This window comes from Mesorhizobium sp. 1M-11, assembly GCF_001303895.1.
Classification (GTDB): domain Bacteria; phylum Pseudomonadota; class Alphaproteobacteria; order Rhizobiales; family Rhizobiaceae; genus Mesorhizobium.
The window spans coordinates 36,542-48,891 of the sequence record NZ_LJSD01000001.1 but is presented as its reverse complement, the minus strand read 5'-3'; the positions used below and the strand labels follow the sequence as shown (position 1 = coordinate 48,891).

At 61.9% G+C, this 12,350-nt stretch carries 9 protein-coding genes; 5 read left to right on the top strand and 4 right to left on the bottom strand.

The genetic code is table 11. The features are described 5' to 3' along the window. Positions 1-48: 48 nt before the first annotated feature. Both AO692_RS00215 and AO692_RS00210 read left to right on the top strand, forming a co-directional pair. Entirely contained in the window at positions 49-1,059 is a 1,011-nt protein-coding gene (locus AO692_RS00215; RefSeq protein WP_054308423.1) for a fatty acid desaturase, read from the top strand. A 63-nt stretch (positions 1,060-1,122) separates the two neighbouring features. Beyond that, entirely contained in the window at positions 1,123-1,935 is an 813-nt protein-coding gene (locus tag AO692_RS00210) for a PhnD/SsuA/transferrin family substrate-binding protein (protein WP_054308018.1), read from the top strand. A 51-nt stretch (positions 1,936-1,986) separates the two neighbouring features. On the opposite strand, the gene AO692_RS00205 is transcribed toward AO692_RS00210, so the two are convergent. From AO692_RS00205 to AO692_RS00190, 4 genes are all read right to left on the bottom strand, one after another. Next, the gene (locus tag AO692_RS00205; protein WP_054308017.1) at positions 1,987-3,018 is read right to left on the bottom strand and encodes a purine nucleoside permease; all 1,032 of its coding nucleotides are present in this window, start codon (positions 3,016-3,018) and stop codon (positions 1,987-1,989) included. 102 nt (positions 3,019-3,120) lie between these two features. After that, on the bottom strand, positions 3,121-4,500 hold the full coding sequence (locus AO692_RS00200; protein ID WP_054308016.1) for a Xaa-Pro peptidase family protein: 1,380 nt from the start codon (positions 4,498-4,500) through the stop codon (positions 3,121-3,123). A gap of 3 nt (positions 4,501-4,503) precedes the next feature. Next, on the bottom strand, positions 4,504-7,089 hold the full coding sequence (locus AO692_RS00195; RefSeq protein WP_054308015.1) for an FAD-dependent oxidoreductase: 2,586 nt from the start codon (positions 7,087-7,089) through the stop codon (positions 4,504-4,506). A gap of 81 nt (positions 7,090-7,170) precedes the next feature. Continuing rightward, complete coding sequence (locus AO692_RS00190) at positions 7,171-8,748, bottom strand: trimethylamine methyltransferase family protein (protein WP_054308014.1); 1,578 nt, start codon at positions 8,746-8,748, stop codon at positions 7,171-7,173. Positions 8,749-8,970: 222 nt separating this feature from the next. Between AO692_RS00190 and AO692_RS00185 the strand changes: the two genes are divergently transcribed. From AO692_RS00185 to AO692_RS33480, 3 genes are all read left to right on the top strand, one after another. Further along, positions 8,971-10,875 carry a phospholipase D-like domain-containing protein gene (locus tag AO692_RS00185; RefSeq protein ID WP_054308013.1) on the top strand — a complete coding sequence of 635 codons (1,905 nt, stop codon included), beginning with the start codon at positions 8,971-8,973 and terminating at the stop codon, positions 10,873-10,875. A gap of 139 nt (positions 10,876-11,014) precedes the next feature. After that, positions 11,015-12,202 (top strand): MFS transporter, encoded by a 1,188-nt coding sequence (locus AO692_RS00180; protein WP_054308012.1) that lies wholly within the window; start codon positions 11,015-11,017, stop codon positions 12,200-12,202. A 9-nt stretch (positions 12,203-12,211) separates the two neighbouring features. After that, positions 12,212-12,337 (top strand): capsid protein, encoded by a 126-nt coding sequence (locus AO692_RS33480; protein WP_200911687.1) that lies wholly within the window; start codon positions 12,212-12,214, stop codon positions 12,335-12,337. Positions 12,338-12,350: the final 13 nt, after the last annotated feature.

Here is a 12,350-nt window from a genome sequence, read left to right as displayed (position 1 = left end):
CAGGAATCACAAACCGGTTCCGGCGACTGAAAGGCAGTGGTCGATCGCATGGCAAACAAGCGCAAGAAGGTGAGCAGCAAACCGGCGGTGGAATGGCCGACCGTTTTTCTCGCCATAGGCTGTTACGGGACCTGGCTCATCGCCGGCCTGTTGATCTGGCCCTCCTATCCGCTAGTTGCCCTTGTCGTGCTCACTCTGACTGTCGCGTTGCAGTCGTCGCTGATCCACGAAGTGCTGCATGGCCATCCGACCCGCAACGCGCTGGTCAACGAGGCTGTCGTCTTCCTGCCGATCGGGCTTATTTGGCCATTCCGCCGCTTCAAGACGCTGCATCTGCGCCACCACGCCGATGAGCGCCTCACGGATCCGCTCGACGATCCGGAGAGCTACTACAAGGCGCTGTGGCACCATGACGAGCTTCCGGAGGCGATGAAGTTCCTGCTCAGGATCAACAACACCATGGTCGGCCGCTTTTTCCTCGGTCCGTGGATGTCGATGATCGGCTTTTACATCGACGACGCCAAGCAGATGCTGGCTGGAGACAAGTCGATCCGGCAGGCTTGGCTGTTGCACGCCATCGGACTTGCCGCAGTGCTGCTGGTGATCCAATTCGGCTTCGGCATGCCGCTGTGGCTCTACATCCTTGTCCCGATGTGGTTCGGCCAGTCGCTGATTGCGATCCGCACCTATGCCGAACACCAGTGGTCGGAGCGTCCCGAGGGCCGAACCGTGATCGTGGAACGCTCGCCGCTGTCCTTCCTGTTCCTCAACAACAACCTGCATTTCGTGCACCACAGCAAGCCGACGGTGGCCTGGTACAAGTTGCCGAAGCTCTTCCGGGATGACCGCGAAAAGTGGTTGAAGGCCAACAACGGCTATACATACCCGAATTATTTCGCGCTGTTGAAAGCCTATGCCTTCAAGGCCAAGGAGCCGGTCGTGCATCCCGCGCTGCGGCGTGTGCCGGAAAAGGGCAGGGCGTTTGCGCCGCGCGTGCGGGCTCGCAACGTCAGCGGCCTCGGAACCGCGCCGGTTCCTGCCGAACCCCCGAAGGAGTGATTGTCGGTACTCCGTTTCTTACGCCATCTTGAAACCTCAACCCTGCGACGATCATATCCTGGCATGAGCAAATTCATCGCCGCCCTTTCTATGTATGACTGGCCGGAAGCCCGCGCGCAGGTCGATGCTCAATGGGCAAAGATTCGCCATGCCTTGCAGTACGCCGGTGTCGATGCACCCGAAGCGTTGGTGCGGCGCAATGCAGACCTGCCTGCCGTTCCGGGCGGGATCCGTGACGCATCAGGCAAGGTCGTCGTATCTGATCCTGCAAGACTGTCGCCGGACGAACTTGATTTCCACGCCATCTGGCTGCATCCGGCGCTGCTGTTCGCGCAGACCTGCTGGGGGCCGATGGAACTCGGTCTTCAGCACCATGTGCAGGTGGTCGGCCAGCCGAGCTATGACGGTATCGAAGGCGGGCAGGGTGGTTTCTACTCCAGCGCCATCGTGATGCGGAAACCGGGCAAAGACGTTGCCGCACCCGACAAGGGACAGGCGCTCATTCCGCTCGACCTGATCAGGGGCAAGCGTTTCGCCTTCAACAGTCTCGATTCCATGTCGGGCATCATTGCCATCACCCGTGACCTCCAGGCGATTGGCGAAAGTCTCGATGTCTTCGCCGAACGGCTGGAAAGCGGCGGCCACCGCAATTCCGTTGTGGAGGTCGCCGAGGGACGGGCCGATGTGGCAGCGATCGATTGCCAAAGCTGGGCCCTGGCGCAGCGTTTCGAACCACGGGCGAAGGATGTCGCGGTCGTTGGCTGGACAGCGCGGCGCAAGGGACTGCCTTTCATCACGGCGCGAACCACGCCACCGGCGCTGCTGGCAAAATTGCGCGCAGCTCTTGTGGCGGAAGCCGAGCTGATTGCCGGCTGAGTTGGTCGTCAGCCGGCGGCAGCTTCCCCGGGTATTTGAGAGCGTTTCCGCCTATTTCGCGGCCACGGTTTTCTGCCATTCAGCCCATTCGTTGATGACGGTATCGGCGAATTTCGAACCGACCCGATAGGCATTGGCGGTTGCCGGTCCGAACCCGCCAGAGTCGGCGCTGAGCGATTCGATCGCTGTCTTGCCGTCCGGCTCTCGGTCGAAGTTCGAAGCGGTACGCAAAAGCGCGATACGATCGAATTGCAGCAGGCCTGCATCGGCGCCGCGCTGGAGAGCGGTCAGCGAAGCATTGTCCTCCATCTGCGTGGTGCAGTAGTTGCCGGCACCATCGGTCAGCAGCGACACCCATTTGCCCATGCTTTCGGCCGTTTTGGTGCCGTGCCAGTAGGTGTCGGTCGAGAGCGTGTCGCAGATGCTGACAGCGGGTGCTGCGTTGCCTGGCGAGGATTTGTATGCCGCCCGGTAGGCCTTGGCCTTGTCGCTGTCTGCAAGCTCGACGCTGCTGGTCAGGGCCAGTGCCTTCTCCGCCAGCTTCTCGTTCAGCTTGTAGACCTCCGTTCCCGAACCCCATTTGGGCTTCTCTCCTGGTTTTTGGGCGCCAAGTGCCACGACGCCGTCCGGCCAGTCAGCAGGGATCTGGCGCGGATCGATCTCGTGGCGAAGACCGGCGTCGACGGCAAAACGCGCCCAGTGCGCCGAACCAAGCGTGCCGTCGCTTGGATCCACGCCGGCGATGCCCGCGATGAGGATGTAGCTTTGTCTGAGGTCGAACAGGCCGCTATAGATTACTGCCGAGACCGAGCTGGCCGCATTGGCGTAGCCCATGGCGGTTGTCATCACGCACAGGCCGGTGGCATCGCAGGCGACCTCCGGATATTCTTTCGACAGCCCCGGGACTTTCAGCTTGGTGTCGAACTTTCGCCCTTCCAGCCATGGTTTCGCTTCGCCTCCGAACATGGTGACGACGAGGACTTTCGGCGCGATCGGCTGCTCTGCCTGGGCCATGGTTGCGGTTGTAACGAGAGCCGCAGCAAGCGCTGCACTGGCGAGGCCGAAGCGATAGGAAATTGGCATGGCTTGATCCGAGATTAGGAAGGACGAGCCACTATCTCCGCCAGCGTGACCCGCAGCCATGCCGGCATTTGCGCTTTCCACACCAAAATGAAGGGCCAGAGCTCACTCAGCCAACAGGCGTTCGTCGAGAGGATAGGCCGAGAGTTTCTGGTGACCTGTCTCGGTGATCAGAATCTGCTCCTCGAGCTTGACCCCTTCATGCCCACCCAGACGGCCGATGTAGCTTTCCACGCACAGCACCATGCCGGGTTCAATCAGGCCATCTGGCGTATCTTCTGTCCAATCGGAGATGTGCGGCAGGGTTGGGTATTCGTCGGCAAGGCCGACGCCGTGATAAAGCACGCCATAGCGGGTCGGGAAACAATCCGGCGGCGGCACGGCGGAGCGTTCGACAAGTTCTTTGAACGAGATCCCCGGCCGCATCAACTCGATGTTGTAGATGATCTGGTCGGCGGCAATGCGATAGAGATCACGCTGTTCGTTGCCGGGACGACCGTCGCCGCACAGCCAGCTGCGCGAAAGGTCGGCACAGAACCCGTAGGGGCCGATGAGATCGGTGTCGAACGCAACGAGATCCCCGGCCTCGATGATGCGCGACGAGCATTCCTGGAACCAGGGATTGGTGCGCGGGCCCGAGGAGAGCAGTCGTGTCTCGATCCACTCGCCGCCGCGCGCGATGTTGCCGCGATGCAGTTCCGCCCACAATTCGTTCTCGGAAATGCCTGGCTTCAGGGCTGCCTGCATTTCGCCCATGGCCGCCTCGCAGGCGACGATGGCGCGGCGCATGGCGAGGATTTCATCGGGCGATTTGATGAGGCGAGCATTCTCCATCACGGCTTCGCCATTGCCTATGGTGATGCCGAGGCGTGCAAGCTCTTCGACCCCTTCGTGGTCGAGATGATCGACGGCAATGCGATTGTTGCCGCCGCCATGTTCGCGCATCAGATCGGCGATCCCGGCTGCCCAACGGCGAACCTTCATTTCCGTGATCTCGCCGCCATAGAGATACATCCAGGACACGGCCGGTCGCACCTCGTCGACCACACCGGAGTGGTCGGACAGGTGCTCGCAGGAGAAATAATCGAAGAGAACGACCGGCCCCTCCGTCGCCACGAAACAGTGGCGGGTCGGATTGTGCGCGACCCAGAGTTGCATGTTTGTGCTGTCGGTCGCGTAGCGGATGTTGACCGGATCATAAAGCAGCGCGCCTGCATAGCCGCGGCGCCTCATTTCGGCGCGAATGCGCTCGAGTCGGTACTTGCGCATCTTGCGAAGATCGGGTGCGGCTATGCCGGCTACTGCCCATTCACGTTCGGCGATCTCGCCGTAGCCCAACACATGCTGGTTGAGCGAAGCTGCCTTTTCACGCGATGCGGCGCGTAGCTCTTCAGTCGAGCCGGGCTGCGAAGTACTGCCCGGCTCGAAAGGCATGATCTTGCGATGGCGGCCGAAACTCCCTGAAGTCCGGCCAGCCGTCGACATGATTCAACCCCGCATCTTTTCGCCGCTCGGGTCGAAGGGCGGTTCAATGTTGATGCGGGCAGGGCGGCGGTGCCCGAGGATCTCGATCTCGAACATGCCGGCGCTTTCATTTTCAGCCAATGCCGCCGGTACGTAGCCCTGCGCCATCGACTTCTGGACATAGTGTGCGTAACCACCCGACGTGATCCAGCCGACGACACGCCATTCTCCATCGACGATCCCACGCACGCCAGAAGCGCCTTGTGCAGCCTCCGAGCCGCGCACTTCCTTGCCTGTCTCGTCGAAGCGCGGTGCACCGTAACCATGCGGCTTCTCGACCGTTCCGTAGTCGGTCGAAACCTTGGCCCAGATCGGCTCATCGCCCATCACATCTGCATCGGCTGCGTCCACCACGAAAGAGACGCGGCGCAGTTTCGAGGCCTTGCCGTCGGCCAGTTCGGCCTGTTCGCTTGCGGCTGCTTCACGGCCGATGAAGTCGTTCTTCTCCATCTTGATGAAGCGATCCATCGAACCCTCGAACGGGCCGTAGATCGGCCTCAGCTCACGGAACCATGTCGGGAAGTTCTTCTCCAGGCGCATGGCAAGCAGCGCGCGCATGCCGAAATCGACGATGCCGAACTCTGCGCCCGCTTCCTTGATGGCGGCATAGACAAGCCGCTGATAGGCAGGCGGCATCCAGATTTCATAGCCCAGATCGCCGGTATAGGTGATGCGGTTGACGAGGCACGGTGCGCCGCCGATGGCCATCTCGCGGAAGTCCATAAAGCGGAAAGCTTTGGACGAAACGTCAATGTCGGTGAGCTTCTGCAGCAGTTGCTGGCTCTTCGGCCCGGCAATGGAGAGGCCGACAAGGGTCTGGTCGAAGCGGTGAATGCGAACGGAGCCGTCCTTAGGCAGGTGCTTCTCGAACCAGCGCATGTGGTATTTCTGTGCCGCGGATGAGCCCCAGATCATGAACTTGTCGTCGCCCGTCTTGGCGATGGTGAAGTCGCCGATCAGCTTGCCGAATTCGTTCAGCATCGGGGTCAGCACGATGCGGCCCTTCTTGGGCATCCGGTTGGTCATCAAACGATTCAGGAAATCTTCCGAACCCGTTCCACTGACTTCATATTTCGCGAAATTGGCGATCTCGGTGATGCCAACGCGCTCACGTACCGCACGCACTTCATTGCCGATATGTTCGAAGTCGTTGGAGCGGTGGAAGGAGACGACGTCCTTCGGTTCCGAACCCTTTGGCGCGAACCAGAGCGGGGTCTCCAGGCCCCAGCTGTCGCCCATGACGGCATTGTTGGCCACCATCGTGTCGTAGAGCGGCGTGGTCTGCGCCGGACGGGCAGCGGGCAACTCTTCGTTCGGGAAGCGGATGGAGAAGCGGCGCGAATAGTTTTCGCGCACCTTGGCGTTGGTGTAGCGCAGGCTCGCCCACTCGCCGAAACGGGCGACATCCATGCCCCAGACGTCGAAGCCGGGATCGCCATTCACCATCCAGTTGGACAGGGCGAGACCGACACCACCACCCTGGCTGAAGCCGGCCATGACAGCGCAGGCGCACCAGAAATTCGTCAGGCCCTGTACCGGACCGACCAGCGGGTTGCCGTCGGGCGCAAAGGTGAAGGGGCCGTTGATGACCTGCTTGATGCCGGCATTGGCGATGCCCGGGAAATGTTTGAATCCGATCTCCAGCGAGGGCGCGATGCGGTCGAGGTCGGGTTGGAGGAGTTCGTGGCCGAAATCCCAGGGCGTGTTCACCGGCGACCATGGCTTGCAGGCTTTCTCATAGGTGCCGAGCAGGATGCCGTTGCGCTCCTGGCGCGTGTAGATCTCGCCCTTGAAGTCGAGCACGCCGACCATTTCGCGGCCGGTCGCCTTGTTGAATTCCTCGACCTCCTTCATCGGCTCGGTGAGCAGATACATATGCTCCATGGCGAGCAGGGGCAGCTCGACGCCGACCATGCGGCCGACCTCGCGCGCCCACAGGCCGCCACAGTTAACGACGTGCTCGGCCTTGACCGTGCCCTGTTCGGTGACAACGTTCCAGGTGCCGTCGACCTCTTGGGTCAATTCGATGACGCGGTTGCGCAGTACGATTTCGGCGCCCAGCTTCTTGGCTGCCTTGGCATAGGCATGCGTGGTGCCGGACGGATCGAGATGGCCTTCGACGGGATCCCACATGGCGCCGACGAAGTTCGTCTCGTCCATCAGCGGGAACATCGCCTTGGCTTCCGAAGGCGTGATCAGTTCGGTGTCCATGCCAAGATAGCGACCCTTGGCGTGGGCGAGCCGCAGGAAGTCCATGCGCTCCGGCGTATCGGCCATCATGATGCCGCCGGTCAGGTGCAGCGAGCAGGACTGGCCGGAAAGCTCCTCCAGTTCCTTGTAGAGCTGCACGGTGTAGGCCTGCAGCTTGGCGACATTCGGATCGCCGTTCAGCGTATGGAAGCCGCCGGCAGCATGCCAGGACGAGCCGGAGGTGAGTTCCGAACGCTCGATCAGCATGACATCGCTCCAGCCGGCTTTTGCCAGATGGTAGAGGACCGAACATCCGACGACGCCGCCGCCGATCACAACCGCTTTAACGTGGGATTTCATAGAGTTATTTCTCGGTTTGGATGGTTTGACTCAGGTTGTGGGGCAGCCTGACCCGCTGATTAAGAGTCAGCTGCTCGCCGCTCAAAAATCCGTGGGAGCGCCGCCCTCGGCGATGCGCCGGTCGACGAAGGCATTGAGTTCTTCACGGATGGCGGGGTCCATGTAGGGCTCTTCGTAGCTCGCCAGACGCTCTTTCCAGACGCGGTTGGCTTTCTCCATCGCTGTCGGCGAGCCTGCTTCGGCCCAGGTCTCGAAATTGCGCCAGTCGGATAGGATCGGCGCATAGAAGGCGGTCTTGTAGCGCGACTGGGTATGCGGCGTGCCGAAGAAATGGCCGCCAGGGCCGACATCGCGGATGGCGTCGACGGCAAGCGCGTCCTCCGAGAGGTCGAGCGGCGTGAGGAATTCCGCCACCATCTGCAGAAGATCGATGTCGAGGATCATCTTTTCGTAGGAGCAGCGCAGGCCGCCTTCCAGCCAGCCGGCGCCATGCATCATGAAGTTGCCGCCGCCCTGAATGACGCCCCACAGCGAAAATACGCTTTCATAGGCAGCCTGGGCATCCACCGTATTGGCGGCACAGGTGTTGGAGGTGCGGTAGGGCAGGTTGTAGCGGCGGGCCAACTGGCCGCCGACCAACTGCGCCTTCATATATTCCGGCGTGCCGAAGGCCGGTGCGCCGGACTTCATGTCGACGTTGGAGGTGAAACCGCCATAGCCGACGGGCGCACCCTTCCGAACCATCTGCGTAAAGGCAATGCCGGCAAGCGCCTCGGCATTTTGCAGCACCAGGGCGCCGGCGATCGTCACCGGTGCCATCGCGCCCGATAGCGTGAAGGGTGTTACGAAGACAATCTGGCCCATGGACGACATCTGAATGATGCCTTCCATCATCGGGACATCGAGCTTCAAGGGCGAGTTGGTGTTGATGATGGTGTAGAGCGACGGCTCCTCCATCATCTGCTCGCGCGAAATGCCGCGCGCGATACGGGCGATCTCGATGCCGTCGAGATTGCGTTCCTTGCCGAGAGAATAGGCGTGGAAGGCCTTGTCGGTCAGGATGGCGAGGTCGCGGATGCATTCGAGATGGCGGACCGACGGGTGGACGTCGATCGGCTCAACCGGGTAGCCCCCCGTTATCTGAAGGATGTTGTGCATCTGCGCGAGCTTGAGGAAATTGCGATAATCGCGCTGGTTGCCGGGCCGGCGGCCGCTATCGATATCGGAGCAATTGGGGGCTGAAGCCATCTGCGCGAAGATCGTGTTGTTGCCGCCGAAGCGCAGATTGTGCGCAGGATTGCGGGCATGAATGGTGAATTCGCTGGGCGCATGGGAGATCAGGTCGAGGATCATGTCTGCGTCGAAACGGACACGAACCTCGCCTTCGCGCACATCGGCGCCGTGCGCCTTCATGATGCGGCGGGCTTCGTCGTGCAGTACGTCGACGCCGATTTCCTTGAGCACACGCAGCGAGGCCAAGTGGATCGATTCCAGCTCGTCATCGGAGAGCAGTTTGGTCGGCGCGAACGGGATCTTGAGCTGTCGGAAGGCCGGCTGGTCAAAGGCGACGGAGCCTACGGCACGCTTTCCGGCGCGCCCGCCGCGACGGGCGCGATCGGTGGCCAGGGCCGGTTCGGCGGGTTGCAGCGCGGCGGTCATGATAATCCTCATGCAATTTTTGTCGCCGCATAATGGACCGCCGACCGGTCCGCCATTGCGGAGGCGGCGACCATTAGAGCGAGCAAAGCGACATGACGCGTGCCGTGTCGGCAGCATTGGCGAACCCAGCAGAAAGCCGCGCGGGTTAGTGTGAACACCGTTACAGTCGCGCCATGCGAGCAAGGTAGATTGCGCGCGCCAGAGGCTTCGAGGGAGGATGTCATGGCCGATGTGGTAAGGGTGCGGGCGGCGACCAACAACGAAGTCGCCTTCATTGCCTGGGATGTCGACGGCATGATTCCAGGCTGTCTCGGTTTCGAGATCGTGCGGCTTTACCCCAATACCGGCGAAGAGCGTTGCCTGGCTTCCTGGGTGCCGTTCAAGGGACAGCGCAACAAGGAGTGGATCCCACAGGATACCGGCGTGTGGCCGGTACAGAAGACCTTCTGGCGCGATCTCACGGTGCGCCGCCGCCGCGACAGCCTGACCATGCGGCCCGATGGCGAAATGATCGCCTATCGCGTGCGTCCAGTCGGCGCCATGAAGGCGGGGCTGGAACCGGTTCCGGTTCGGCCGCCCGAAATTGACGGCAAGCGGACCTATACTGGCTCGCCACGACCGCTCGGCTATCTGGGGCAGGGCGCCGTGAGCCCGACGATCTTCCTGGGTTCGATGTTCGGCAAGGCGCGCGTGGCCTTCACCAACGGCGTGCTGTCGACACAATGGATGTCGCGCGCGCTCGCCGAGGCCGGCATCAAGGTCGGCCAGCGCGACAAGATCCGGGAAGAGCTGCAGGATCGTAACAGCAAGATCCGCGCCTATCTGCATGGCGATGTGCCCGACGTGCTGATCAGCCTGCTGACGCGGGCCAAGGCGGAAGGCGGTTCGGTGCGGCTCGCGCTCTATGAACTCGGCGATGACGCGCTGCGTGACGCCATCATCGCCGCGAAGGGTGTTGTGGAGGTGATCCTTTCCAACTCCGGCAAGGACGAGCAGACCAAGAAATGGGATTTCGGCAACGCTCCTTACCGCCAGGCGCTGCGCGATGCCGGGGTGACGGTGACCGATCGGCTCTTCAACAACAACCATATCGGCCATAACAAGTTCGCGGTCTATCGCGACAAACACGGCGCGCCGCAGGCGGTGATGACCGGGTCGACCAACTGGACGACCACCGGTATCTGTGGTCAGTCCAACAATGCCTTCATCCGCGACGATCCCGAAATGGCGAAGATCTTCAACGACTACTGGGAGCGCATGAAGGGCGATGTGTTTCCGCCGCCGCAACGCGAGGACGCGCCGGGCCATGCCGTGCAGACCCAAGGCGTGGCGTTTCGCAAGAACAACCACATTGCCAATCCGCTAAACGGTCAAAGCGCGCCACTCGATGATATGACCGTGTGGTTCTCGCCGAACGACCCCGAGCGTAACAAGAAGACGCTTTCGGTGCGGCCGGTCGACCTGGAGGACGTTTTTTCCCGCATCAGGGCTGCCAAGAAGGCCGTGCTGTTCCTGGTGTTCAACCCGTCGCGGCGTGGCGACAATTCGATCGTTGCCGAAGCGGTCGCTGCCGCGGGGGCGGACAGGGGGCTCATCGTGCAGGGCGCGATCAGCGATCCGGTTGCGATGCCGAACTACGTGCCCTCGACGCGCGACCCAGTCACGCGCAAGTCCAACAAGGACGGGAAGGCGCCCTTTGTCTTCCCGGAGAAGGTCTGGGAGATGCCGAATGTTTCGATCGTACGGGCCGCAAATCTGACCGGCGCCTCGATCGCGACGGATTTCCAAGCCGAAGTGCTGACCATCGGCCATGCCATTGTGCACGATAAGATCGTCATCATCGATCCGATGGAAGACAACGCCACCGTGATCACCGGCAGCCACAACCTCGGTTACAAGGCGTCCTACGAGAACGATGAAAACCTCGTGATCATCGAGGGCGACAAGACTTTCGCCGCCGCCTATGCCGTGCATTTCCTTGACGTGTTCGATCACTACAAATTCCGGGCCTGGCGGCGCACTTTGGGCAAGGGACCGTCCGCCGACGATGGTCTGCGGATCGACGACAAATGGCTGAAGCCTTATGCGCAGGGCAGGAAGGGAGCGCTGGCGCGGTACTTCCCCTGAACACGCCCGCGCCCTTCGGTTCGGGATCATGCTCTCGTGGAGCAAGCGATCCTGCGTATCCAGCTCTTTCGTCCATCGCAATGAACGGCTAGCACCCGAAAACCGTTGACCATCGAAGATGGGTGCGGTGGGAGGAGACATGGCCGCCGCAGAGAGCAGCAAGAACGAAGCGATGACCAATTGGGCTGCGATCGCAGGTGTGATCGCGACCGTTTCGGTCTACGCTATCGCGCAAGGTCTGACCTATCCGCTTTTGTCTTTCGTCCTGCAGCGGCAAGGCGTGTCGCCGGCGATGATCGGCCTTTCGGCGGCGATGACGCCGATCGGCTTCATCGTGTCGTCGCCGCTGATCCCGTCGCTGGCCAGGCGCTTTGGGGCAGGGCGCACGGCGCTGACCTGCGCCGCGCTTTCCGCGCTGACGCTGGCCCTCGTCGGCCTGACCTACAATGTCTATGCATGGTTTCCACTGCGCTTCATGATCGGCGTCGTCACCAACCCGCTTTATGTGCTGAGTGAAGTCTGGATGATCGCGCTGGCGCCACCGGGCAAACGCGGGCGCATCATGGGTGTGTATTCCACGCTGATCTCGGCCGGCTTTGCCGCAGGACCGCTTTGCCTGCTCTTCGTCGGCACCGAGGGCTGGCCGCCCTTCCTGGTTGGCATCGTCGCCTTTGTCGTCTGCGGTGCGTGTCTCGCGGTCGTATTGCCCAGGCTGCCGAAAGTCGACCAAACCGGTCATCACGTCTCCGTGCTGGGCTTCATGCCGTTGGCTTTGCTGCTGCTCACGGCGGTGGTGGTCGCTGCGGGTTTTGAGCAGGCGGTGCTGGCGCTTCTGCCGGTCTACGGCACAAATTTCGGTATTGCCGAGACACGTATGTCAGCACTGCTGACCGTCATGATCGCCGGCAATATCGCCATGCAGGTGCCGCTTGGGCTGCTGGCGGAACGGCTTTCGGCACAGGTTGTGCGGCTGGGCTGCGTTATCGCCACGGCCGCCGGTTGTGCGTTGCTGCCGCTGGTGATCACCACGCCACTGGTGTGGGCGTTCCTGTTCGTGCTGGGTGCCGTCTCCTATGGCATCTATACCATGACCATCATCGAACTCGGCGAGCGTTTCACCGGCCAGGCCCTCGTCGCCGGTAACGCCGCCTTTTCGCTGATGTGGGGCGTCGGCGGTATCGCCCTGCCGCCGCTTGCCGGCGCCGCCATGACCTTGTTCGGCGCGCCCGGGCTGCCCGTGACATTGGGGGCAATCTGCCTTGTTCTCGTCGTTGCCAGCGTCATGGCATTGCGCGGTGGGTTGAACAGCCGTCGCAGGGTCGGCTAGAGTGTGCCCATGCGTGCTGTAGTGGCCCATCCCCGCAGGCTCGATATCGCCGTGACGCCTTCGCTGCGTACGCGCCATACCGAGCTTTTGCGGCTGTGCGCCCGCATCGGTTATTCGCCGCCTTCCGCTCTTTGAGAATCCGTCTCCG

Coding starts and splice junctions, on each gene's coding strand:
- AO692_RS00210 (WP_054308018.1), top strand. CDS start 1,123: ATGAGCAAATTCATCGCCGCCCTTTCTATGTATGACTGGCCGGAAGCC.
- AO692_RS00185 (WP_054308013.1), top strand. CDS start 8,971: ATGGCCGATGTGGTAAGGGTGCGGGCGGCGACCAACAACGAAGTCGCC.
- AO692_RS00180 (WP_054308012.1), top strand. CDS start 11,015: ATGGCCGCCGCAGAGAGCAGCAAGAACGAAGCGATGACCAATTGGGCT.
- AO692_RS00200 (WP_054308016.1), bottom strand. CDS start 4,500: ATGTCGACGGCTGGCCGGACTTCAGGGAGTTTCGGCCGCCATCGCAAG.
- AO692_RS33480 (WP_200911687.1), top strand. CDS start 12,212: ATGCGTGCTGTAGTGGCCCATCCCCGCAGGCTCGATATCGCCGTGACG.
- AO692_RS00190 (WP_054308014.1), bottom strand. CDS start 8,748: ATGACCGCCGCGCTGCAACCCGCCGAACCGGCCCTGGCCACCGATCGC.
- AO692_RS00195 (WP_054308015.1), bottom strand. CDS start 7,089: ATGAAATCCCACGTTAAAGCGGTTGTGATCGGCGGCGGCGTCGTCGGA.
- AO692_RS00215 (WP_054308423.1), top strand. CDS start 49: ATGGCAAACAAGCGCAAGAAGGTGAGCAGCAAACCGGCGGTGGAATGG.
- AO692_RS00205 (WP_054308017.1), bottom strand. CDS start 3,018: ATGCCAATTTCCTATCGCTTCGGCCTCGCCAGTGCAGCGCTTGCTGCG.